At 61.6% G+C, this 23,847-nt stretch carries 24 protein-coding genes; 17 read left to right on the top strand and 7 right to left on the bottom strand.

The genetic code is table 11. The features are described 5' to 3' along the window. Window positions 1-31: 31 nt before the first annotated feature. Entirely contained in the window at window positions 32-712 is a 681-nt protein-coding gene (locus A11A3_RS09290; RefSeq protein ID WP_008929035.1) for a CerR family C-terminal domain-containing protein, read from the bottom strand. 159 nt (window positions 713-871) lie between these two features. On the opposite strand from A11A3_RS09290, the gene A11A3_RS09285 reads away from it, so the two are divergent. The 11 genes from A11A3_RS09285 to trmB all read left to right on the top strand — a co-directional run bounded on the left by A11A3_RS09285 (window position 872) and on the right by trmB (window position 11,702). Continuing rightward, window positions 872-2,377: an efflux transporter outer membrane subunit gene (locus A11A3_RS09285; protein ID WP_008929034.1), complete on the top strand. Its 1,506-nt coding sequence runs from the start codon at window positions 872-874 to the stop codon at window positions 2,375-2,377. A gap of 18 nt (window positions 2,378-2,395) precedes the next feature. Then, window positions 2,396-3,571 (top strand): HlyD family secretion protein, encoded by a 1,176-nt coding sequence (locus A11A3_RS09280; RefSeq protein WP_008929033.1) that lies wholly within the window; start codon window positions 2,396-2,398, stop codon window positions 3,569-3,571. 10 nt (window positions 3,572-3,581) lie between these two features. Beyond that, window positions 3,582-5,138, top strand: coding sequence for a DHA2 family efflux MFS transporter permease subunit (locus A11A3_RS09275; RefSeq protein WP_008929032.1), 1,557 nt, complete (start codon window positions 3,582-3,584; stop codon window positions 5,136-5,138). Window positions 5,139-5,208: 70 nt separating this feature from the next. Next, window positions 5,209-6,387 carry a signal recognition particle-docking protein FtsY gene (ftsY, locus tag A11A3_RS09270; protein ID WP_008929031.1) on the top strand — a complete coding sequence of 393 codons (1,179 nt, stop codon included), beginning with the start codon at window positions 5,209-5,211 and terminating at the stop codon, window positions 6,385-6,387. Between the two features lie 80 nt (window positions 6,388-6,467). Continuing rightward, on the top strand, window positions 6,468-7,148 hold the full coding sequence (ftsE, locus tag A11A3_RS09265; protein WP_008929030.1) for a cell division ATP-binding protein FtsE: 681 nt from the start codon (window positions 6,468-6,470) through the stop codon (window positions 7,146-7,148). Beyond that, complete coding sequence (gene ftsX / locus A11A3_RS09260) at window positions 7,138-8,151, top strand: permease-like cell division protein FtsX (protein WP_008929029.1); 1,014 nt, start codon at window positions 7,138-7,140, stop codon at window positions 8,149-8,151. Before ftsE ends, ftsX begins: the two co-directional genes overlap by 11 nt. Window positions 8,152-8,366: 215 nt before the next feature. After that, entirely contained in the window at window positions 8,367-9,236 is an 870-nt protein-coding gene (gene rpoH / locus A11A3_RS09255; protein ID WP_008929028.1) for an RNA polymerase sigma factor RpoH, read from the top strand. 118 nt (window positions 9,237-9,354) lie between these two features. Then, window positions 9,355-9,723 (top strand): DUF423 domain-containing protein, encoded by a 369-nt coding sequence (locus A11A3_RS09250; RefSeq protein WP_008929027.1) that lies wholly within the window; start codon window positions 9,355-9,357, stop codon window positions 9,721-9,723. 8 nt (window positions 9,724-9,731) lie between these two features. Further along, window positions 9,732-9,929, top strand: coding sequence for a sulfur carrier protein ThiS (gene thiS, locus A11A3_RS09245; RefSeq protein ID WP_008929026.1), 198 nt, complete (start codon window positions 9,732-9,734; stop codon window positions 9,927-9,929). A gap of 73 nt (window positions 9,930-10,002) precedes the next feature. Further along, complete coding sequence (locus A11A3_RS09240) at window positions 10,003-10,782, top strand: thiazole synthase (RefSeq protein ID WP_008929025.1); 780 nt, start codon at window positions 10,003-10,005, stop codon at window positions 10,780-10,782. Between the two features lie 203 nt (window positions 10,783-10,985). Beyond that, window positions 10,986-11,702 carry a tRNA (guanosine(46)-N7)-methyltransferase TrmB gene (gene trmB, locus A11A3_RS09235; protein WP_008929024.1) on the top strand — a complete coding sequence of 239 codons (717 nt, stop codon included), beginning with the start codon at window positions 10,986-10,988 and terminating at the stop codon, window positions 11,700-11,702. Between the two features lie 43 nt (window positions 11,703-11,745). Here the strand turns inward: trmB and A11A3_RS09230 are convergent, their stop codons facing one another. Further along, window positions 11,746-12,354, bottom strand: coding sequence for an outer membrane beta-barrel protein (locus A11A3_RS09230; protein WP_008929023.1), 609 nt, complete (start codon window positions 12,352-12,354; stop codon window positions 11,746-11,748). Window positions 12,355-12,479: 125 nt separating this feature from the next. After that, on the bottom strand, window positions 12,480-13,781 hold the full coding sequence (locus A11A3_RS09225; RefSeq protein ID WP_008929022.1) for an MFS transporter: 1,302 nt from the start codon (window positions 13,779-13,781) through the stop codon (window positions 12,480-12,482). A 130-nt stretch (window positions 13,782-13,911) separates the two neighbouring features. On the opposite strand from A11A3_RS09225, the gene metX reads away from it, so the two are divergent. The 4 genes from metX to A11A3_RS09205 all read left to right on the top strand — a co-directional run bounded on the left by metX (window position 13,912) and on the right by A11A3_RS09205 (window position 17,062). Continuing rightward, the gene (metX, locus tag A11A3_RS09220; RefSeq protein WP_008929021.1) at window positions 13,912-15,063 is read left to right on the top strand and encodes a homoserine O-succinyltransferase MetX; all 1,152 of its coding nucleotides are present in this window, start codon (window positions 13,912-13,914) and stop codon (window positions 15,061-15,063) included. After that, window positions 15,060-15,659 (top strand): methionine biosynthesis protein MetW, encoded by a 600-nt coding sequence (gene metW / locus A11A3_RS09215; protein WP_008929020.1) that lies wholly within the window; start codon window positions 15,060-15,062, stop codon window positions 15,657-15,659. Before metX ends, metW begins: the two co-directional genes overlap by 4 nt. 41 nt (window positions 15,660-15,700) lie before the next feature. Beyond that, window positions 15,701-16,294 carry an RdgB/HAM1 family non-canonical purine NTP pyrophosphatase gene (gene rdgB, locus A11A3_RS09210; RefSeq protein WP_008929019.1) on the top strand — a complete coding sequence of 198 codons (594 nt, stop codon included), beginning with the start codon at window positions 15,701-15,703 and terminating at the stop codon, window positions 16,292-16,294. A 126-nt stretch (window positions 16,295-16,420) separates the two neighbouring features. Next, the gene (locus A11A3_RS09205; RefSeq protein ID WP_040296974.1) at window positions 16,421-17,062 is read left to right on the top strand and encodes a hypothetical protein; all 642 of its coding nucleotides are present in this window, start codon (window positions 16,421-16,423) and stop codon (window positions 17,060-17,062) included. Here A11A3_RS09205 and A11A3_RS09200 read toward each other — a convergent pair. Further along, on the bottom strand, window positions 17,053-17,502 hold the full coding sequence (locus A11A3_RS09200) for a YaiI/YqxD family protein (RefSeq protein WP_008929017.1): 450 nt from the start codon (window positions 17,500-17,502) through the stop codon (window positions 17,053-17,055). The two genes, A11A3_RS09205 and A11A3_RS09200, sit on opposite strands and share 10 nt — an antisense overlap. A gap of 138 nt (window positions 17,503-17,640) precedes the next feature. On the opposite strand from A11A3_RS09200, the gene hemW reads away from it, so the two are divergent. After that, window positions 17,641-18,789, top strand: coding sequence for a radical SAM family heme chaperone HemW (gene hemW / locus A11A3_RS09195; RefSeq protein ID WP_040296973.1), 1,149 nt, complete (start codon window positions 17,641-17,643; stop codon window positions 18,787-18,789). A gap of 69 nt (window positions 18,790-18,858) precedes the next feature. Beyond that, window positions 18,859-19,854 carry a TetR/AcrR family transcriptional regulator gene (locus A11A3_RS09190; RefSeq protein WP_008929015.1) on the top strand — a complete coding sequence of 332 codons (996 nt, stop codon included), beginning with the start codon at window positions 18,859-18,861 and terminating at the stop codon, window positions 19,852-19,854. 158 nt (window positions 19,855-20,012) lie between these two features. Here the strand turns inward: A11A3_RS09190 and A11A3_RS17720 are convergent, their stop codons facing one another. From A11A3_RS17720 to mutM, 3 genes are all read right to left on the bottom strand, one after another. Then, the gene (locus A11A3_RS17720; protein WP_157375534.1) at window positions 20,013-22,298 is read right to left on the bottom strand and encodes an Ig-like domain-containing protein; all 2,286 of its coding nucleotides are present in this window, start codon (window positions 22,296-22,298) and stop codon (window positions 20,013-20,015) included. A 229-nt stretch (window positions 22,299-22,527) separates the two neighbouring features. Then, window positions 22,528-22,869 carry a hypothetical protein gene (locus A11A3_RS17430; protein ID WP_083851724.1) on the bottom strand — a complete coding sequence of 114 codons (342 nt, stop codon included), beginning with the start codon at window positions 22,867-22,869 and terminating at the stop codon, window positions 22,528-22,530. A 129-nt stretch (window positions 22,870-22,998) separates the two neighbouring features. Next, a complete protein-coding gene (gene mutM / locus A11A3_RS09185) occupies window positions 22,999-23,808 on the bottom strand; it encodes a bifunctional DNA-formamidopyrimidine glycosylase/DNA-(apurinic or apyrimidinic site) lyase (RefSeq protein ID WP_008929013.1) in 810 nt (269 codons plus the stop codon). Between the last annotated feature and the right edge of the window lie 39 nt (window positions 23,809-23,847).

Here is a 23,847-nt window from a genome sequence, read left to right as displayed (position 1 = left end):
AAACCAGGAAATGGGACTCCGGGCAGGCCGCTTAGTTTCCCGACGTCGGGAACTGCCGCAACACCATATTACGAACCACACCGGTAATGCGAACCAGATGTTCCTCATCCAGCTCGTCGGCACCCAGACGGCGCTTGAGGGTATAACGATGCACACCGAACACCACTGCCTGGCCGAACAGGGCATGGACCTCGATGATCACATCCGGGTCATCTTCGCCCAGGCCGCGCAGGGCCGCCACCAGCGCCGCCAGGTGTGCATGCAGCGGGCCGATCATGCGGCCATAGAGTTGCTCCATGGCGGCGCTGGGCTGCATCTGCTCACGCATGATGAAACTGCCGATTTCACAGCGATGGGGCTGACTGATGATACGGCGCAGCAGGCTGGTGATGATCATGGCCACGTCTTCGCGGGCCAGCGCCAGGTTGGTGACACCTTCGCGGTGGCGCTCCTGCACGGCCTCCAGCACCGGTTCCATGCCCGCCCGCACGATCTCCACCACCCGCTCGGCCACCGCCATGTAGAGGCCTTCCTTGGACTGGAAGTGGTAGGGAATGGCGGCCTGGTTGGCCTGGGCGGCATTGGCCAGGGCACGGGTACTGACGCTGTCGAAACCGTGCTCGGCAAACAGGGTCAGCCCCGCTTCGATCAAACGCTCGCGGGTGGCTTCACTGCCGGAGGCTTCACGGTTTGCTGTGCCCTTCCTTGCCATGCTTGTCAGTCATCCACGCTTAAAAACCAAATGCACTTTAATTCATTTGATTGATTTTGTCATTCAGATGAATTAAAAGTATACAGCAGTTTTGAATCTGATTCGTTTTCTCTGCCCGGCCCGGCCGCGCGGAGTGTCTTTTGTTCCAGGGAGACGCCTATGCGGCTTTTATCCAGCCTGTTCAGCACCGGTCTGCTCGCTGCCGGCGCCCTGCTGAGTGCCTGCGCCGTGGGGCCGGACTTCCAGTCGCCGGCCGATGACAGCGCCACCCGTTACCACATCGACAGTGATGGCCAGCCCACCGCCAGCACCAGCGGGCCCGGCGGCAATGCCCAGACGCTGCAACCGGGCAGCCCCATTGCCGCAGACTGGTACACCCTGTTCCAGTCGCCCACGCTCAACGCCCTGATCGAGCAGGCGCTGGCCAATAACCCGTCCCTGCAACAGAGTCAGGCCAGCCTGCGCCGGGCCGCCCACCAGCTGGAGGCGGTCACCGGCTCGAACCTGCCGGACCTGGATGCCGGCGGCAGCGCCAGCCGCCAGCGCGCCAACGGCGCCCAGATCGGCCTGGACAACCCCCTTTTCAATAATGTCTTCAATCTTTACGACGCCCGCGTCTCGTTGAGCTACGACCTGGACCTGTTCGGCGCCAACCGCCGCGCCATCGAGGCCCAGCAGGCGCAGGTGAATTACCAGCAGAACCTGCTGCGCGGCAGCCTGCTGGCGCTGGTGGACAATGTGGTGGTGACCACGGTGCGTTATGCCGCCCTGCGCGACCGCATTGCCGCCACCGAGCAAATCATCGAGGCGGAGCAGCGCGAGGTGAACCTGCTCGACAAACAGGAAAACGCCGGCTCGGTGGCCTACTCGGATGTGCTGCGCGCCCGCGCCCAGCTGGCCGACAACCAGGCCCAGCTGCCCTCGCTGAAACATCAGCTGGCGGTCACCGGCCACGCCCTGGCACAGCTGGTGGGTGCCGACCCGGCGCGCTTCCAGCCGCCGGCCCTGTCGCTGGCCGACCTGACCCTGCCGGGGCAATTGCCGGTCAGTCTGTCTTCGCAGCTGGTGCATCAGCGCCCGGATATTCTGGCCGCCGAAGAGCAATTGCATGAGGCCAGCGCCCGGGTCGGTGTGGCCACGGCCAACCTCTACCCGGACATCAACCTGACCGCCAGCCTCGGCTCCACCGCCAACCATGGCGGCGACCTGTTCCACAGCCCGGCCCAGGTGTGGAGCCTGGGCGGTTCGCTGACCGCACCGCTGTTCCATGGTGGCAGCCTGCGCGCCCGGCGCGATGCCGCCAAGGCCCAGTGGGATGCCCGGTACGCCCATTACCAGGACACCGTGCTGTCGGCCTTTACCCAGGTGGCCAATGTGCTGGATGCCATCCACCAGGATGCCGAAGCCCTGAAAGCCCGCACCCACGCCCTGGATGCCAACCAGGCCAGCCTGGAGCTGGTGCGCAAGCAGTACAGCGCCGGCGCCGCCGCCTACATTGATGTGCTGACCGCCGAGCAACGCTACAACCGGGCGGTGCTGGCCCATGTCAGTGCCACCCGCCAGCGCTACGCGGATACCGCGGCGCTCTATCACGCCCTGGGCGGCGGCTGGTGGAACCGGCCGACTACCACCGACCACGCTGCGGCCACGCCGCCCACTGAATAACCGCCGGAGATTCCTGTCATGGCAGAACAGAACGGCAACGCCGAAAACGGCGCCAAGCGCAAACGCATTCTCACCATCCTGGCCGTGGTGGTACTGGCCATTGCCTTGATTTACGGCCTCTACTGGGCCCTGTGGGGTCGCTACCACATCACCACCGAAGACGCCTATGTGGGCGGCAATGTGGTGGCCATTTCACCGCGGGTGAGCGGCACGGTGGTGACCATCAATGCCGAGGACACCGACCGGGTCAACGCCGGTGATGTGCTGGTGCAGCTGGATGACACCGATGCCAGGGTGGCCCTGGAGAAGGCAAAGGCCAACCTGGCCCAGGCGGTACGCCAGGTGCGCCAGCTCTATGACCAGGCCGAACAGCTCAAGGCCACCGTGAGCCTGCGCCAGGCCTCCTACCAACAGGCCCGGCGCGACTACCAGCGGGCCGAAGACCTGCAGAAGGTGCGCGGCATTTCCACCCAGGATTACCAGCACGCGCAGACCTCCCTGCAGACCGCCCGGGCCGGCTATCTGGAGGCAAAAAGCCAGCTGGCCGCCAGCCAGGCGGCGGTGGGCGACACCACCCTGGCCAGCCATCCGCAGGTGATGCAGGCCAAGAGCCAGTTGCGCCAGGCCTGGCTGACCCTGCAACGCACCCGCATTGTAGCGCCGGTGAGCGGCTATGTGGCCCAGCGCGGCGTGCAAGTGGGCCAGCAGGTGCAGCCGGGCAACAAGCTGATGGCGGTGGTGCCGCTGGAGCAGGTATGGGTGGACGCCAACTACAAGGAAACCGAGCTGACCAATGTGCGCATCGGCCAGCCGGTGGAACTGACCGCCGACCTGTACGGTTCGGACCATACCTACCACGGCACCGTGGCCGGCCTGGCCGCGGGCACCGGCAACGCTTTTGCCCTGCTGCCGGCCCAGAATGCCACCGGCAACTGGATCAAGGTGGTGCAGCGCATTCCGGTGCGCATTCAGCTGCAGGGTGACGACCTCAAGGACCACCCGCTGCGCATCGGCCTGTCCATGGAGGTGACCATCGACACCGAAAACCGTGACGGCGACCGCCTGGCACAGAGTCCGGTATCCGGCAGTCGCTTCAGCACGCCGGTCTACCAACCGGATGACAGCGGTGCCCAGGCCCTGATCGACAGCATCATCGCGGCCAACCGGGGCGACCACGACGACGCGTCGGACTAGGAGGCCACTGATGGCCACGCAGCAAAAAGCGACCAACCCCTGGCTGATCGCACCGGTGGTGGCCATTGCCGCCTTCATGGAGGTGCTGGATCTGTCCATCGCCAATGTGGCGCTGCTGCATATTGCCGGCAGCCTGTCCGCCACCCAGGACGAAGCCACCTGGGTGCTGACCTCCTACACGGTCACCAACGCCATCGCCCTGCCCATCAGTGGCTGGCTGTCCAACGTGATAGGGCGCAAGCGCTTCTTCATGCTCTGCATCATCGGCTTCACGATTACCTCGCTGGCCTGCGGGCTGGCGCCCAGCCTCGGCATGCTGATTGTTTTCCGTACCCTGCAGGGCATCACCGGCGGCGGCCTGCAACCCAGTTCCCAGGCGATCCTGTCCGATGCCTTCCCGCCGGCCAAACGCGGCATGGCCTTTGCCCTGTATGGCATTGCAGTAGTATTTGCGCCGGCCATCGGCCCGACTCTCGGCGGCTGGATCACCGACCACTTTTCCTGGCGCTGGGTGTTCCTGATCAACCTGCCGGTGGGGCTGATCCTGCTGCCGCTGGTGCAGGCGCTGGTAAAGGACCCGGAGCACATGGTGGAAGCGCGCAAGGCGCGCAAGGGCCAGAAGAATCGGGTGGACTACATCGGCTTCGGGCTGCTGGTGGTGGGCCTGGGGGCCCTGCAGATCGTGCTCGACCGGGGCCAGCAGGATGACTGGTGGAGCTCTACCTTCATCCTGTCCCTGGCCTTTATCGCCGTGGTGGGGCTGATCGCCTTTCTGGTCTGGGAGTGGTACGACAAGGAACCGATTGTCGACGTGCACCTGTTCCGCGACCGCAACTTCGCCGTATCCAACCTGTTCATGATGGCACTGGGTTTTGTGCTGCTGGCCAGCACCGCAGTGCTACCGCTCTATGTGCAGGAGCTGATGGGCTACACCGCCACCCAGGCAGGCCTGGTGCTGACCCCGGGCGGGCTTGCCATCATCGCCCTGATGCCGCTGGTGGGCCGGCTGGTGACCAAGGTGCAGACGCGCTATCTGATCGGCTTCGGCTTTCTGGTCAGCGGCATCGGCGTCTATACCATGACCGGCTTCAGCCTGCAGGCGGACTACAACACCATCATGCTGGCGCGGCTGCTGCAGGCCTCGGCGCTGGGCTTCCTGTTCATCCCCATCAACACGGCGGCCTATGACAGCCTGCCCATGGAGAAATCCAGCAACGCCTCGGCGATCATCAACCTGGCCCGTAACATCGGTGGCAGTATCGGCATTTCCCTGTCCACCACCCTGCTGGCCCGGCGCACCCAGTTCCACCAGGACCGACTGGCGGAGAACATGAGCCCCTACAACCCGGCCTACCAGGACAGCGTGCACCAGATCGGCCAGGCCACCGGCGGCGGCGAGCTGGCGGCCAACGGTCAGCTCTATCACCAGCTGGTGGAACAGGCCAGCATGCTGGGCTACCTGGACGTGTTCAAATGCATGGCCATCCTGTTCCTGTGCATGGTGCCGCTGATCTTCCTGATCCGGCGCGGCATCTCGGGGACCGGCGGCGGCGCGGGGGCGCACTGACGGGCGCGTTTCTATGCCGCGCCCGCCGGTGGTAGGATAGCGCCGCGCTGTACGCAAACGAGACCACCCAATGAACGACGATTCCCGCGACGACAAGCCAACGGCGAATACCCCGCCCGACCAGGATGCCGACAAGAAAGGGGGCTTCTGGTCGCGCATGTTCAAGCGTGACGAGACCGATACCCCGGCCGAGCCGGCCTCCACCGACAACGCCGCGCCCACCGAAGCGGTCGAGCCACCGGCGGCCCCGACTGAACCGCCGGCCACCCACGACCCCGTCGCCGTGACCGCCAATGCCGACAGCGGCATGGACGAGGACGATGGCGGCAGCTTCTGGACCCGCATGAAGCAGGGCATGAGCAAGACCCGCAAGGGCCTGGGCAAGGGCCTGGCGGACCTGCTGGTGGGCGCCAAGGAAATCGATGACGAGATTTTCGAAGACATCGAAACCCAGCTGCTGATGGCCGATGTGGGCGTGGAAGCCACCGATGTGATCATCCAGGCACTCACCGACCAGGTGACCCGCGAAGAGCTGGTGGACGCCGACGCGCTCTACGAATCCCTGCAGAACGAACTGCGCAAACTGCTGGAGCCGGTGGACCAGCCGCTGGAGATTGACAGCAGCAAGAAGCCCTACGTGATCCTGATGGTCGGCGTGAACGGCGTCGGCAAGACCACCACCATTGGCAAGCTGGCCCGGCGCTTCAAGGCCGAAGGCAAGAACGTCATGCTGGCCGCTGGCGACACTTTCCGCGCCGCCGCGGTGGAGCAGCTTCAGGTATGGGGCGAGCGCAACGACATCCCGGTGGTCGCCCAGCACACCGGCGCCGACTCCGCCTCGGTGGTCTATGACGCGGTGCAGGCCGCCCAGTCCCGGGGGGCCGATGTCCTGATCGCCGATACCGCCGGCCGCCTGCATACCCGTGGCAACCTGATGGACGAGCTGACCAAGGTCACCCGGGTGATGAAGAAGCTGATCCCGGATGCGCCCCACGAGGTGCTACTGGTACTGGACGCCGGCACCGGCCAGAATGCCATCCAGCAGGCCGAACAGTTCCGCGATGCCGCCGGCGTGACCGGGTTGGCACTGACCAAGCTCGACGGCACCGCCAAAGGCGGTATCCTGTTCGCTTTGGCCAAACGTACCGGTCTGCCGATCCGCTTTATCGGCGTGGGGGAACGACTGGAAGACCTGCGGCCCTTCCATGCGGAAGAGTTTGTGCAGGCCTTGTTTGAAGATATCGTCTGACGCCAGACGTCTGACGTGCGCCCCCATGAAGCGGGGCGCCAAAGGCAGGCCGGACACCCAACAATCATCGAGCAGACTTCATGATTCAGTTTGACCGGGTCAGCAAGCGCTACCCGAATGGCAAGGACGCACTCAGCAAGGTGAGTTTCACGCTGCCCGCCGGCGAACTGACCTTTCTGACCGGCCACTCCGGGGCCGGCAAGTCCACCCTGCTCAAGCTGATCATGATGATCGAGCGCCCCACCCACGGCCAGGTGCTGGTGGAAGGGCAAAGTCTTAATGCCTTCGGCAACCGCCATATCCCCCTGCTGCGCCGCAAGATCGGCATGGTGCACCAGAACCACCAGCTACTGTTCGATCGCAGCGTGTTCGATAACGTGGCCCTGCCGCTGGTGATCGCCGGCTATGCCCGCGCCGATATCGGCAAGCGGGTACGCGCGGCATTGGACAAGGTCGGCCTGCTGGACAAGGAACGGCTCAACCCGATCATGCTGTCCGGCGGTGAACAACAGCGCGTGGGCATCGCCCGGGCGGTGGTCAACAAGCCGCCGCTGCTGCTGGCCGACGAGCCCACCGGCAACCTGGACCCGCAACTGTCGGCGGAGATCATGGACCTGTTCCAGGATTTCGCCCGGGTCGGGGTGGCGGTGCTGATTGCCAGCCACGATCTGAGCCTGATCGCCCGCTACCGTCACCGGCTGCTGACCCTGCGTGAAGGCCGCCTGATCCACGACGCGGAGGAGGCCGCCCATGGCGCGTAATGCCACCCCCCGCAAGGCGCCCCGCCAGCGGCTGGAAAAACCCCGTCGCAGTGCCGGCGCCCAGAGCGCCCAGACGTCCCTGCGCGACCGTTTCACCGCCTGGCGTCTGCACCACCGCGATTCCTTCTACGATGCCCTGGGCCGCATGCGCCGCGCCCGGGCCAGCAGCGCCATGACCATCGTGGTGATCGCCATCGCCCTGGCACTGCCTTCCGGCCTGTCGGTGCTGCTGGACAACGCCAAGGTGATTACCCGCGGCTGGGACGGCAATGCCCATCTGTCGGTGTTCCTGAAGCTGGATACCGATGACAGCACCCAGCGCAAGCTGGCCGAACAGTGGCAGGCACGACCGGATATCCAGCGTACCCAGGTGATTACCCGCCAACAGGCACTGGCCGAGTTCCAGGCCCTGTCCGGCTTTGGCGATGTGCTGCAAGCGCTGCCGGACAACCCCCTGCCGCCGTTGATCGTGGTGTTCCCCGACAGCACCGACCCGGTCAGCCTGAAAGCGCTGCAGAACCGCCTGGAGGAAAGCCCGGCGGTGGACCTGGTGCAACTGGATGTGGAATGGGTGCGCCGCCTGCATGCCATGATCGAGCTGGGTGAGCGCATGATCACGGCCCTGACCCTGGCGCTGGCGCTGGCGGTGGTGCTGGTGGTGGTCAATACCATCCGGCTGGCCATCGAGAGCCGCCGCGAGGAAATCGTGGTGGTGAAAATCGTCGGCGGTACCGATGGTTTTGTGCGCCGCCCCTTCCTCTACACCGGCTTCTGCTTCGGCTTTGCCGGCGGCCTGCTGGCGGTGATTCTGGTGCAGATCGCGCTGTGGTGGCTGGGCGGCCCCATCAACGAGCTGCTGCGCCTGTACAGCAGCGACCAGACCCTGGCCACCCTGGGCATTTCCAGCCTGCTGACCCTGCCCCTGTTCAGCGGCATTCTCGGGCTGCTGGGCGCCTGGCTGGCGGTGGGCCGTCATCTGGGCGAGATCGAGCCCAACTTCTGACCCGCCCACCGGCCGGCCACGCCGGGAACTTCCCCGTCCGCCGGCCCCTCCAATGTTGACCCCGGTCACGGCACCGTCACGGCGTCAGCCCATAATCAGGCCATTCAAGGGGCCTATAACCGGGAACTTTTTTGCCTATTAGCACTCTATAAACTCGAGTGCTAATATCGGGATTCTTGAAGGATCGCGAATCCTGTCTGGAGGAGACATCGCACATGAACAAGCAACTGCAACAGGCACAAGCACAGGCAATGACACTGGCGGTACCGGGCAATGATCTGGATGCCTACATGCGTGCCGTCAACGCCGTGCCGGTACTGAGCGCCGAGGACGAGCAGCGCCTGGCCGAGCGGTTGTACTTCGATCAGGATCTGGATGCCGCTCGCAACCTGGTGCTGGCTCACCTGCGTTTTGTGGTGCATATCGCCCGCAGCTACACCGGCTATGGTCTGCCCCTGGGCGACCTGGTGCAGGAAGGCAACGTGGGCCTGATGAAGGCGGTGAAACGTTTTGACCCGAACAAGGGCGTGCGGCTGGTGAGCTTTGCCGTGCACTGGATCAAGGCGGAGATCCACGAATACGTGATTCGTAACTGGCGCATCGTCAAGGTGGCCACCACCAAGGCCCAGCGCAAACTGTTCTTCAACCTGCGCAGCCAGAAAAAGCGCCTGGGCCGCCTGACCCTGGAAGAAGCCCAGCGCGTGGCCGACGATCTGGGTGTAACCACCGAGCAGGTCAAGGAGATGGAAGGCCGCCTGGGCGCCTACGACGCCAGCTTCGACGGCCCCACCAACGATGACGACGACAACACCGTGGTCTCGCCGGCGGCCTATCTGCACAGTGACAACAGCGACCCGGCGGACCTGCTCGCCGAGCAGGACCAGCAACAGCGCGAAAGCCGTCAGCTGGGCTCCGCCCTGATGGCACTGGACGAGCGCAGCCGCGATATTCTCGAGCGTCGCTGGCTGGCCGACCAGAAGTCCACCCTGCAGGAACTGGCCGACGAATACGGCGTCTCCGCCGAGCGCATTCGCCAGCTGGAGAACAACGCCATCAAGAAACTGCGCAACGCCATCGCTGCCTGATGGCAAGCCCGCACAGGGAGCCGCCCACGGGCGGCTTTTTTGTGCCCCCGGCGCGGGGAAAATTCGCTACACTATGCCCCCTGTCCCAACCGCCCCGTGCGGATACGGAGCCTGATTGATGAAAGCCCTGCTCGTGCTTGGCGCCCTCAATGCCGCCCTGGCCGTGATACTCGGCGCCTTCGGTGCCCATGGCCTGAAGAGCCGCGTGGACGACGCCATGCTGACCGTCTGGTCCACCGCCAGCCACTACCACCTTTACCACGCCCTGGCACTGCTGGTGGTCGGCCTGCTGGCCCGCCAGTTCGGCGCCGCCAGCATGGTCACCGCCGGCTGGGTACTGTTTGCCGGCATGCTGGTGTTCAGTGGTAGCCTGTACGTACTGGTGCTGAGCGGGCAGAAATGGCTGGGCGCCATCACCCCGCTGGGTGGCACCGCGCTGATTATCGGCTGGCTGATGCTGGCCTGGTCCCTGTTCAAAAATACCTGACCGACATCATGAAGCTCACTGTTAACGGCGATACCCTGACGCTGCAAGGCACCACCATCACCGATCTGGTCAACCAGCTGGCCCTGACCGGCCGCCGGCTGGCGGTGGAGGTAAACCGCGAGATCGTGCCGAAAAGCCAACACGGCGATTACGCCCTGCAGGATGGCGACGTGGTGGAAATCGTCCACGCCATTGGCGGGGGCTGAACCGCCCGACGCCAAGCCGGGCAACCACCACCGCGAACGCCACCGAATCCCCGAACCAACCCTGGAAGCCACCATGTCCGACTCGCTCCACATCGCAGGCAAGACCTACCAATCCCGGCTGCTGATTGGCACCGGCAAATACAAGGATTTCGATGAAACCCGCCAGGCCATCGAAACCAGCGGTGCCGAGATCGTGACCGTGGCCATACGCCGCACCAACATTGGCCAGAATGCGGACGAGCCCAACCTGCTGGATTTCATCAGCCCGGACCGCTACACCATCCTGCCCAACACCGCCGGCTGCTACAGCGCCGAGGAAGCGGTGCGTTGCTGCAAGCTGGCCCGGGAACTGCTGGACGGCCATGACTTGGTGAAGCTGGAAGTGCTGGGCGACCAGAAAACCCTCTACCCGAACATTACCCATACCCTGCAGGCCGCCCGCGAACTGATCGATGACGGCTTCAAGGTGATGGTCTACACCAACGATGATCCGATCGTTGCCAGGGAACTGGAAGACATGGGCTGTGTGGCCGTCATGCCGCTGGGCTCGCTGATCGGCTCCGGGCTGGGCATCCTCAACCCGCACAACATCAAGCTGATCATGGAAGAGGCCAACGTGCCGATCATCGTCGACGCCGGCGTGGGCACCGCCTCGGATGCGGCCATTGCCATGGAGATGGGCTGTGATGGCGTGCTGCTCAATTCCGCCGTGGCCCACGCCAACCAGCCGGTGCTGATGGCCTCGGCCATGAAAAAGGCCATCGAGGCCGGTCGCGAGGCCTTCCTGGCCGGGCGCATGCCGCGCAAGGCCTACGCCAGCGCTTCATCACCGCTGGACGGCATCAGCCGCTAAACGCAGACAAAAAAAGGGCGCCGGGGGTGCGGCGCCTAGGGAAGTGTCATTAGCAGGCTGTCAGACAGCCTGGCGGCGGATAAGGGGGTATCCGCCTTTGGGGGTGTTCTCATTACACCCCCGCCAACATGAACCCCACGTGAAGCCCCGCCGGCGCCGCTTTTTGCTACAATCGCGCTCCCGACCCTGACAGCCCGACTACCATGCTCGACTTCATCAAACAGGACAAAGACCCGGAAACCGGCAAGGTAATGCGCAAGGTACGCAGTTTCGTGCTGCGCGAAGGGCGCCTGACCGCCGGCCAGCGCAACGCCCTGGACACCCTCTGGCCGCGCTTCGGGCTGGAACGCCGCGACGGCCTGCTGGATGCCGGCAAGGTGTTTGGCCGCGACGCGCCCCGCGTGCTGGAAATCGGTTATGGCATGGGCCAGTCCCTGGCCGCCATGGCCGAGGCCGCACCGGATCAGGACTTCATCGGCATTGAGGTGCACCGCCCCGGCGTCGGTGCCCTGCTGATGGACATCGAGCAACGTGGTCTGAGCAATCTGCGCAGCTATTGCGACGACGCGGTGGAGATTCTCGAGCTGTGTATCCCGGACGGCAGCCTGGCCCGCGTACAGCTCTACTTCCCGGACCCGTGGCACAAGAAGAAGCACCACAAGCGCCGTATCGTACAGCCCGCCTGGGTGGCACTGGTACAACGCAAACTGGCCAGCGGCGGCATCTTGCACATGGCCACGGACTGGGAGCATTACGCCGAGCACATGATGGAAGTCATGAAGGAGGCCAGCGGCTTCCACAACCTGGCCGGCGAGGGAGCCTTTTCGCCGCGCCCGTCATGGCGCCCGGAAACGAAATTCGAACGCCGCGGCGAAAAGCTCGGCCACGGCGTGTGGGATCTGTTGTTCGAGAAAGGCTAGACAGGTTCAGGCGGCCAAAAGCCGGCCGCCCGGATTCAGTGTATCAGTAGAAGTAGCCTTCCAGGCCCACGCTGATGCTGTCGTACTTGATATCATCACCGCCTTCGGCGTCGAAATCATAGCGGTTGTAGCTGAAGGTCAGGGCCAGGTTGCTGTCCTTGAGCAGTGCCTTGCCACGCAGCCCGTAGAAAAAATCACGGGCATCATCCTTGATGGTAGCCCGACCGCCGACACCGGAAGCGGTCACCTTGCCATCCCAGTTCTGCAGGCCCAGGGTGCCGCCCAGATAGAAACTGTCGTTAAGCGGGAACAACAAATCCGCCGCCAGATAGGTGCCATCGGCTTCCATTTTCACATCACCGGTTTTGACCCCACCGGAAATGGCATCGGCATCCTGGTCACCGAATTTACGGTAGCCCAGGCGAAGGGTGGAGGCGCCGCCAAAGGCCAGCCCCACATAGATATCGCCGCCCACCGCGGCGGAATCCTCATCCAGCGACACACCACTGGGCAACTCGTCTTCCAGCTCGTCATAGAAGTTGCTGCGATCCAGTGCCAGGCTGCCACCAATGGCAAGGCCCAATTTTTGATCCGCCATCGATACGGCGGACAGAGAAAGCAGAGACGCGGCAAGCAAGGTTCTTTTCATCATTGTGGTTTCCCCGATCAAGCAAAACCACCGAGCATAAATAAGCGAGCCCGCAAGTAAATGACCAGGGGCTGCCTTGAGACATGGCTTACAAAAAGAAGAGCAAATGTCTTCGCCGAATCACGCTGTCACACATCCCGCAGCCGCCAGGCACTGATGACACCGACCATGCCCATGGCCCCCAGCAACAGCAGCGCCCAGTCATTGCCCAGTGCCGACACTGCAGCACTGAGCCCACCCACCAGCAGCAGCAGCACCCCAATGACGGTATTGCTCACCGAGGTGTAATCGGTGCGCTTGTTGCCGCCGGCCATATCCACCAGGTAGGTCTTGCGGCCGATGCGCACACCGGCATGGGCGATGGCCAGCACAAAGAAGGCACCGGGATAAATCCACGGCAGCTGCCCGCCATCCGGTTGCCACAGCGCCAGGGCGCCGGCGGCCAGACAAACCAGCGCCGACAGGCTGCCACCACGGATCATTACCCGTCGACTGGAGGTATCAGCCATGTAGCCCCAGACCGTGGCACTGACCGCACTGGCCAGGCTGGAGGCAAGCACAAAGCTGCCCAGCAGTAACGGCAGGCTGGTGCTTTCCCGGGCCAGCAGTACCAGAAACGGCGAGGCCAGCGACGACGCCATCAGCAGGGCACGGGTAATGACAAAGCGGCGAAAGGGGCCATCACTGCGCAACAGGCCCAGGCTGGCCAGCGCTTCCCTGAACGCGTTGCTGCCACCTTCGGTGGCGCCGGGGTATTCGTCGACCCCGGCGAAGACAGCGCCGGCGGCCAGCCAGATCAGGCCGGCGCCGGCCAGCAGGGCCGTATAGAAGGCCACGGACGGGTCACTGTCACCCCGGAAGATCACCAGGGTCAGTGCCATGGTGATCACGCCGGACAGGGTGGCGGCCAGCCCGGTGAGCCGACCGCGCCGGGATTTGGGAATGGTCTTGCCCTGCACATCCTTCATGGCCACGGAGCAGAAACCGCGGCTGACACTGAACAGCACCAGCAAGCCGAGAATCGCCAGCCCGGCCGCCACGCCCTGCAAGGTCCACACCACGGCAGCCATGCCCAGCACCGCCAGCCCCTGAAGCACCGCCCCCAGCACCCAGAAGCCCTTGCGCACGGCATAACGGCGTACCCAGGCACCGATCATCAGCTGCGGAATCAGCGAGCCGGATTCACGGATCGGCACCAGCATGGCGGCGATGGCCGAGGGCGCACCCACGGCGCTGACCAGCCAGGCCAGTACGGTTTTCGGATTGATCAGCAGATCGCCGACCTTGGTCAGCATGTTGGCCAGGATGATACGGAAGAAGTTGCCCGGCACCTCCCGGCAGGCATCCGCGCTGATATCCTTGCAGGTGCGGGCGTCTTCCTCGTTGGCCACCTGGGCGTAGAGCCGCTCCAGCAGTTCTCGTTGCGCCATGAATTGCGTCCTCCTGCTCGCGGTGATGACTCAGCGGCACAGTCTACCCTGCCGACACGGAGACTGCCCTTGATTGCACCACCGCATGACGCCGATTAGACTTTGCCTCAATCCAAGCAAGTTGCCGATCATGCCGCAAAGCATTCCCCACGATTCCGTTGGACTGGTTGAACCCCAAACCCTGTCGGTCTCCACACCGCTGGAGCTCGAGTGTGGCCGGGTGTTGCCCGCCTATGACCTGGTGTATGAGACCTACGGTACCCTCAATGCCGATGCTTCCAATGCGGTGCTGATCTGCCACGCCCTGTCCGGCCATCACCACGCCGCCGGCTATCACAGCATGGCGGAAAAGCGCCCGGGCTGGTGGGATACCTGCATCGGCCCCGGCAAGGTGATTGATACCAATCGCTTCTTCGTGGTCAGCCTGAATAATCTGGGCGGTTGCCACGGCTCCACCGGCCCCGGCTCCATCAACCCGGAAACCGGTCAGCCCTGGGGTCCGGATTTTCCCATGATGACCGTGAAAGACTGGGTGAACAGCCAGGCACGGCTGGCCGACCATCTCGGCATCCAGCGCTGGGCCGCGGTGGTCGGCGGCAGTATGGGGGGCATGCAGGCGCTGCAGTGGTCCGTGGATTACCCGGACCGGGTGGCCCACGCGGTGGTGATTGCCGCCGCACCCAAGCTGTCGGCCCAGAACATTGCCTTCAACGAGGTGGCTCGCCAGTCGATTCTCACCGACCCGAACTTCCACGGCGGGCGCTATTACCTGCATGATACCTACCCCCGCCAGGGGCTCATTCTGGCGCGCATGGTCGGCCATATCACCTATCTGAGTGACGACGCCATGCGCATGAAGTTCGGCCGCGACCTGCGCAGTGGCCGTTTTCACTTCGGCTTTGATGTGGAGTTCCAGGTGGAGTCCTACCTGCGCCATCAGGGCGAGACCTTTTCGCGCAACTTCGACGCCAATACCTACCTGCTGATGACCAAGGCGCTGGATTATTTCGACCCGGCGCGGGAGTTCGACCACTCGCTGGAGCAGGCCATGGCCAAACCCACCTGCAAGTTCCTGGTCATGTCGTTCACCTCCGACTGGCGCTTTGCGCCGGAGCGCAGCCGGGAAATCGTCGATGCACTGATGCATGCCGGCCGGGACGTGAGCTATGCGGAAATAGATACGCCCAAGGGCCATGACGCCTTCCTGCTCGATATTCCCGAGTACATCAAGCTGTTCGGCGCCTACATGCACCGCGTGGCCGAGGAGGTAAACCCGTCATGACCGCGCTGCGCGATGATCTCAACCTGATCAGCAACTGGATTCCCCGCCAGGCCACCCTGCTGGACCTGGGCTGCGGCGAAGGCTCGCTGCTGGCTCACCTGAAAGCCGAGAAAGACATTCGCGGCTATGGCCTGGAAATCAACCAGGACAACCTGGCTGCCTGCTTTGAAAAAGGCGTTAACGTGATCGAGCAGGACCTGGATCAGGGGCTGCACAACTTCCAGGACAAACGCTTTGACTATGTGGTGATGACCCAGGCCCTGCAGGCGGTGCTGCGCCCGGACCAGATCCTGTCGGAAATGCTGCGCGTGGGCCGCGAGGCGATCATTACCTTCCCCAATTTCGGCCACTGGCGCATCCGCGCCTTTCTCGGCTTCAAGGGCCGCATGCCGGTATCCACGGCACTGCCCTACCAGTGGTACGACACCCCCAATATTCACCTGTGCACGGTGCGCGACTTCGAAAATCACTGCCGTCACAACGGCATCCGTATTCTCGAGCGCCAGGTGCTCAACCGTCACCACCACAGCGGCCTGCTGGCGCGCCGCTGGCCCAACCTGTTCGGTGAAGTGGCGCTCTATCGGGTGACGCTGTAGCGCTCCTCTGCCCCGTCACCGACAACCGGGAAGATTGCATCATGGAAAAAATCGTACTGGCTTCCGGCAACGCCAAGAAACTCAAGGAAATGCAGCAACTGCTGGCTCCGCTGGGTATCGAGGTGGTGCCCCAGAGTGATTTCAACGTGCCCGAGGCCGAGGAAACCGGGCTGACGTTCGTGGAAAACGCCATCATCAAGGCCCGCAATGCCTGCAGGCATACCCGCCTGCCCGCCATCGCCGACGATTCCGGCATCGAGGTGGATGCGCTTAATGGCGCCCCCGGCGTGTTCTCCGCGCGCTTCTCCGGCGTTGGCGCCACTGATGCCAAGAACAACGCTCTGCTGGTGGAAATGCTGGCCGATGCCCCCGACGTCCAGCGCAGTGCTCGCTATCGGGCCCTGATCGTGATGATGCGCCACGAGGACGATGCCACACCGCTGATCTGCCAGGGCACCTGGGAAGGGGAAATCGTGCTGGAGCCACGCGGTGAGCAGGGCTTCGGTTATGATCCGCATTTCCTGGTCCCGGAGCTGGGCCGTACCGCCGCCGAACTGGAACCGGACCAGAAAAATCGCCTGAGCCACCGCGGTCAGGCCATGGCCATCCTGATCGAGCAACTTCGCGGCGCGTAAGCCATTCTCATTGGCACTGGCTACATAATAAAAACCGGTGCCGGTCCGTCCCCTTGTTAAGCTGGCCGGATGAATCGCTGTCTGAACAAGAGAATGTATAAAGGCCTTGGTTGCCTCCTGCCACTGATGGCACCACTAACGGCCAGCGCCCTGGAATTCCAGTTGATGCCCGCCTGGGACAGCAAGTACGCCTCCGAAGGGCGCAACCAGCTGGCAAAAGGCGGGCTCTACTCGCTGGATGCCTACCTGGCTCACGGCGACTGGGGCGTGGAACTGTGGCATGGACGCGGCGACCAGACCGATTACCGGGAAACCGATGCCACGCTGGAATACGTACCCTCGCTGGGCAAGCTGACTCCCTTTGTGTCGATCACACGGCTACGTAGCGATCCGGGCCGGGATTACGACAGCGAAGTGGCGCTGGGCGGTGAGTTTCTGCTCAAACCCTGGCTGATACCCGGCATCGAGGCCACCTATTCGCACCAGGCCGAAGGCACCTTTGTGTTGCTATCGCTACGCACTGTCAAAGCACTGAGCAAGACGGTCAGCATCAATGGCCGCCTCAGTCAGGGGCTGGATTACGGCTATACCAGCGAGGCCCATGATGGCCCCAACCATCAGCAGCTGGATGTGACCTTAAGCTGGCAATACGCGCCAAGGCTGTCCCTGTTCGTGGCTGGCCACCACAGCTGGGCCGGCGAAGATGTGCGCCGCGACGGCGGCGGCGATCTGAGCTGGTTTGGGGTGGGCCTGAACGGTTATTTCTGACGGGCCAGCCAGCGGTCCAGGGCATTGGCGAAACGGCCCTTGTCCTGGGCGCTGTAGCCTTTCGGGCCACCGGTCTCCATGCCCGCCGAGCGCATCTCTTCCATGAAGTCGCGCATATTGAGCCGCTCGCGCACCGTGTCCTTGTCCAGCCAGTGCCCCCGCGGTGTCACCGCCAGAGCTCCCTTGGCAACCACCTCCGCCGCCAGCGGAATGTCCTGGGTCACCACCAGGTCGCCGGCTTCACAGCGCTGCACGATCTCGTTATCGGCCACATCAAACCCCTGCGGCACCTGCACCGAGCGAATCAATGCCGAACGCGGCACGGCGATCATCTGGTTGGCCACCAGGGTGCAGGGCGTCTGCGTACGCTGCGCCGCCTTGAACAGAATATCCTTCACCGGTCTCGGACAGGCGTCCGCGTCTACCCAGATATGTGCCATTGAATACCAATTGATAATTAAGAATGGAAAATTGATAACGGAACAGCACTTCAGGCGCTTTGCGTTATCCATTATCAACTATCAATTATCCATTTTATTGCTACCATAGCCCACTCATTCTATGGCACTGCGTTCCCTATGCCACTCATCACGCCTCCCCTCTCCCTCTACATCCACACCCCCTGGTGTGTGCGCAAGTGCCCCTACTGTGACTTCAATTCCCATGAGCGTGGCGCGCTGCCGGAGCAGGCCTACCTGCAGGCACTGCTGACCGATCTGGAGCAGGACGTAGCGCTGGTGGAAGGACGCACGGTGGAGACCGTGTTTATCGGGGGTGGCACGCCCAGCCTGCTCAGCGCGGATTTTTATCAGCAGCTGTTTCGCGGGCTGCGCCAGCGACTGGCGCTGGCCGATAGCGCGGAGATCACTCTGGAGGCCAACCCCGGCACCCTGGAAGCCGGGCGGTTCGAGGGATTTCGAGAGGCCGGCATCAACCGCTTGTCAATTGGCGTACAGAGCTTCAACAACCAGCACCTACAAGCCCTGGGGCGCATTCACGACAGCCAGGCAGCGGTAGCCGCCGCCCACCAGGCCCGCCAGGCCGGCTTTGATAATTTCAACCTGGACATCATGCACGCCCTGCCGGGGCAAAGCCGCGAGCAGGCACTGGATGATCTGCAACGGGCCATTGAACTCGCTCCGACTCACCTGAGCTGGTACGAGCTGACCATCGAGCCCAATACGGTATTCTATCGCTCACCGCCCACGCAGCCGGACAGCGATACCATGGCCGATACCGAAAGCGCCGGCTTTGCCCTGCTGGCAGACCATGGCTACCACCGCTACGAGATCTCGGCCTTTGCCCAACCTGGCCGGGAATGTCGCCATAACCTCAACTACTGGCAGTACGGGGATTATCTGGCCATTGGCGCCGGCGCCCACGGCAAGCTCACCAACGTGACTGACGACACCGTGCACCGCTATCAAAAAACCCGGCTACCGGAGCACTATCTGGCTGACCCGGGCGGCGCCCGTCGCCAGTGGACCCGGGTCGAGAAGGACGAGCGCCTGTTCGAAGCCTTGCTCAACGGCCTTCGCCTGCCCGGAGGCATTGCCCTGACTCAGCTGACCGCCACCAGCGGCCAGGCCCCGGAGCGCTGGTTACCCCGCCTTCAGCCTCTTGTGGCCCGCAAGCTGTTGCGGGTCGAGAATGAAAGGCTGGCCTGCACAGAAACAGGCCTGCGCCATTTGAATACCTTGCTGGAACAAATTGCCGACCAGCTGTAACCGGCAACGCTTGATCCCTTGCCCAATGCTCTTCACACTTGTTAAACCTTCCAACGTTATCCGACCAGAATGAAAAAAAGCGCCAACCGCGAACAGGCCCTGGCCGACCGCGAAAAACTGTTTATCGAAGCCACCCGCCAGCAGATCTGCAAGCAGGGGTTACTGGGTGTGCAAATGGCGGCCATTGCCCGAAGCTGCAATTTCGCCACCGGCACGCTGTATCACCATTTTGCCAGCAAGGAAGACCTGCTGATGGCGGTGTGCAGCGAGCTGTCCACCACTCGCCAGCTCTACTTCCGCCGCGTTCACGAATGGCAGGGGGCCAATAATCGCGACAAGATGTTCGGTTTTGCCGTGGCCCATGCCCTGTTCGCCCAGCATCACCCGGAGCATTTTCGTCTGGAACAGTACGTGATGACCGAAGTGATCTGGCAGGCCACCTCAGAACACCGTCGCCAGCAGTTTCTGGAAGCCATGCAGCCGGTGGGCAGGATGGTGGAAAGCTTGGCCCGGCAGGCCATTGATGACGGCGACGTGGAACCCTACGACATCGCTCCCCTGGCACTGGCCGTGGGGCAATGGACCATGAGCACCGGCATGCACACTCTGATCCATGCCGATGGCGTCCTGTCGCTCTATGACCTGAACGACCCTTACCGTCTGCTGTTGCAGAATATTCGCCTGCAGCTCAATGCGTTGGGCTGGAAACCGCTGGCGGAGAATCCTTTCGATCGAAAGGCGCTCGAAGAGGATGTGACAAGGTTATGCAAAAAAAAGTCTTTTCTGATTTCTGTAAGGAGCAAGGCACGTTGGACATGGACCGCTGCAGCCCTTCAGGGCAGCCATCCTGATATAGACTGCCTTTTGAAATCAGTCATAAAAAAGGTTCATTGCGGGATCGCGGGAAAACGTACAAGGTCGGACGCCAATCTGAACCCCGATAGCTGGCTCAGCACTGAGATTTCGAGGCGCCTCTTGCATCCGCACGCCTACGCCCCTCGCCTGCAGCCTGCGCGAGCTTGCACGCGAATAAAGCCCCATCCATTTGCAAACAAACACCCCTAGGGCACGAGCCGGTGACGATTTTTTAGGGGTGGTTGGATCTTTGGTGTTTCAGCCTATCCCTTCCGACCGTTGGGCCTGGCTGATTTACCTCTAATCCGCGAAGAGCCATAAAAAAGCCCCGCATGGCGGGGCTTTTTTATGGTTTCACCTGAATAAATTTATGGAACTTTCACCAAACTGATAATACGACCACCGGGGTACACATCCGTCGTGCCAGGATACGCAAAACTAACCGTTACTGCGGTCAAATTTGCGTTGCTGAACTCTGTTGGGTCGAGCGGAGCCTGAACTGTAAAGGGACACAGAACCGCCTCCGTTGTCATGTCAACATCACATCGAACCTGACCCCCAAGCACCGTTACGTCAGGGGTAGAGCCCGTAACAAAAATATGAAGGCCGTTAAAAGGCGCATTGCCATTAACATCGGCAATTACCGCCACAAAGCTATTGGAACCTGGACTAATATCAAGGCTAGACAGCGTTGTGCCACTTTGAAGCTTCAGAGCAGCGTCACCCCAATTCTGCGGCGGCATTCCGGGCTGACTGGCACTTTCCCATGAAGCACCGACAAGATCACTTGCAGATTTCACGAACTCGACCTGCAGAGTATCCGTAGAGAGGGCCATCACTGAAGAGTCACGCACATTGGCCAAACTCTCGCAGTTACCTGCTACCGAGGCGGCGTCACTACACCCCAGACCACGGAAAACCGTACCAGCCGAATCATAAGTACCATTGGAATTATAATCCATGAACTCTTCGGAATACGGTGATTGGTTATCACGGATACCGGTACCGTTATCATCTCGAAACGCTTCAGCAAGAGGCAACCAGTCCTCGCCAACATCAAACAAGTTATTGCCATTCTCGTCAGAGAAAGACTCCTCCCCAACGGTCCATGCAGTAATAGTATTACGCCCGAAACGATCAAAGTCACCGCAGCCTGTATCTGCAGTTAAACCACTTTGCTCCCTCTCGGGCCCTGTTCCGGAAAAACAGGATCGCGTGTCTCTTTGCTTGTCAAAATGAATTGTCTGTACTGCCTGGCTTGTCCAAACCACGCTGCAGGTGCCGTCAACTGTCTGGCAGCTACCATCAATATCACCAAGCTCTGATGTGAAGTTGATGCGTGTACCATCAGGCGCCCAGTTCCCGAAACGGTCTGCTGCGCGGACATTGACAGGCACCTGCAACCCCTGATGATTACCCGCTTTGGGATTCACCATATCAAGAGCGAGAGAAAAGCGGCTTTGTGTAATCGGCCCGGACTGGACAGAAACAGAACCCGTTGAGCTGATATCCCCATTTGAGGCCAACTCAGCCAACACGAATGCCGAGAAAGGCACCGTACCACTGCGCACGGTGACTTGAGCGACACCCTGGGCATTAGTGCTAGCCGTCGTATCGGACGTGATGGCGAAACCGCCATTATCTGACGCCACAGAGAAAGAAACCGATTCACCGGCTGTTGCCGGGTCACCATTACTGTCTTTTACCTGGAAGCTGAGAACAGAGGATTCCGGAGCCCCCACTTGTGCCGAACCTTTAATACCAATAATGGGAGGCTCAGCACCAAGGAACGTCAAAGATGCTGGGGGAGACTGTTCTACAGTAATCGTAGGAGAAGTGGCTGTTTTGATTTCACCAGATATGGTCACAGATGCAGTAATAACATCTTCGGTACAACCATTTTCCGGTTGATAGCTGGTTACCGCCGTGCCGGCCACAGGAATAACCTCTTGGGGATCAAAAGAAGCCTTCCCTGCTGTCGCGCATGATGATGAAAAAGACACTTTCGCGGAACCATCCCAAGCACCATTTGTATCAGAGGTTACCAGGTTAACGATGGCGGAAAGCGTTGACTTGGCACTGGTAGTGGTCGCAGAGAGGCCAACCTCACCTTCCTGGAAAGCTGCACCAGTCCCGCTACCAATCAGAATGGAAACAGCCCCACCCCCCGCTGAGTCGCCGGTTTGGTCGCTTCCAGTGGTACGGAAACCCAGTGTTTGTGTATAGGTTTTGCCACCAACATCAGCGGATGCAGTCAATATATCAGCACCGGCCTGACTACCTGCTTTTAACGAAACTTCAGCAACCCCATTTACATCAGTGAGGGCCGTAGCAGCAGGATCAAATTCCCCAAGAGTACTGCTGAATGTCACCACCTGGTTCGCAATACCACCATCGGCATTGGTGACCTGCACTTTCACTTTCCCTGAACGATTTTCGGTGATGGGCCTGTCTGCCGTGCCAACCACAACACCGGATGCATCGGTTATGCTCATGGCAACAGCGACCTGTGACTGGCTATCAGTGCCGCCACCCGACCCTGAACTACCACTGGAGCCACCATTTGATGACCCACCTGTAGTAATCAAGTCCTTGCTGTTGCCTCCACATGCCGTCAGAGCAGTTGCCAAAAGGCCTGCCAAGGCCAGCATCATAAGTCTCTGGAGACTTGTGTTTGTTATCGCCATGATAATCCCCAATTGAGTCTGGGCCTCCAGGCCCTTTTCATCATTCCTGCAGCTGTTTATGCCTTTGCTCTTAAATCTGCAATCAGATTGAAAGCCCCTTAGTAAAACCATTCACCAACGCGTTAAGAGCAAAGAGGCTGACCCCATCAAGCGGCACCCCAGATAACTGCGGCAATAGCTCGACATGATCTAATATTTAACGAATGTTCTTGTTCTGGCCCGGTGTACATCCCAGACAACGAAGAAAGGTAGAGCGTGCAGGTGTAACCACAAGCACGTTTCCCGCTTCCGCAGCATTGCGTCCCAGCAGGGAGAATGGCAAGGATACGGTATAAAGTGCCGCTCCCACTATCGTTGCGCCAAACATTACAGGACGAACAAGAACCGTGTCTGCGATCATCGCAACTTCCCCAGGCCGAGCGCCTTCAATGTCGTCGGCTTGGCCTGACCTGGCATGGGCGGCAAGTGGTGAACACAGCCCTAACATCAAGGCAAAGGCAAGAACAGTTGCCGCTACCTGGCGCATTGCTCCGATCATGGTGAGACCCTCTTGCTTTCTTATAGTTAAAGTATTGCTGCTATTATGTCTTCTAAGTCTTTAATATTCCGACAATTGCATCACAATCTACACCTTTGTTCCTGGGGCGGCAATAGCCTGGCGAGCCCGTCAGCGCTGGCATTGGGCGCAGTAGACGGTACTGCGCTGTCCGTGTCGGTCGGCTTTCAGCGCTGCGCCGCAGCGGGGACAAGGTTGCCCGGCCCGGCCATAGACCGACAGGGACTGGGCAAAATAGCCCGGCTGACCATCCACCCTGGTAAAATCCCTCAGCGTGGTTCCCCCAGCGGCAATAGCCCGATGCAACACCGCTTTGATGGCCGCCGCCAGCACCGCGTAACGCTCGCGGGATATACGGCCTGCTGGCCGCGATGGGTGGATCCCGGCATCAAACAGACTTTCCTGGGCATAGATATTGCCCACCCCCACCACCGTGGCGTTATCCATGATGAAGTTTTTCACCGCCACTTTACGAGCGCGTGAACGCCGGTACAGCCAGTCACCGTCAAAATCGTCCGCCAGTGGCTCCGGACCCAGCCTGGCCAGCAATCCATGGGGCTCGCCAGGTGGGGATAGCAGCACCGTGCCGAAGCGGCGAGGATCGTTGAAGCGCAGCACGGTGTCGTTATCCAGCACCAGATCCAGGTGGTCATGCTTGCGCAAAGGCGTGGCAGCCTCCAGCACCCGCAGGGTGCCCGACATGCCCAGATGGATGAGCAGCTGTCCGCTCTCCAGCGTCAGCAAGAGATACTTGGCGCGCCGCTCCACAGCCATGATTTTACTGTCACGCAGAGAGAGTAAAGACTCACTGACCGGCCAGCGCAGGCGACGTTCACGCACCACGGCCTGACGCAGGGTGCGCCCTTGAAGATGGGGACGGATCCCCCGCAGGGTGGTTTCAACTTCAGGCAATTCAGGCATCGGCACATCAATGGACGTTGGAAATGGATAACGAAAACA

Source organism: Alcanivorax hongdengensis A-11-3 (assembly GCF_000300995.1).
In the GTDB taxonomy this organism is placed as follows: Bacteria; Pseudomonadota; Gammaproteobacteria; order Pseudomonadales; family Alcanivoracaceae; genus Alcanivorax; species Alcanivorax hongdengensis.
Note: the sequence above shows the minus strand (reverse complement) of the source record. Positions and strands in the feature narration are given on the sequence as shown.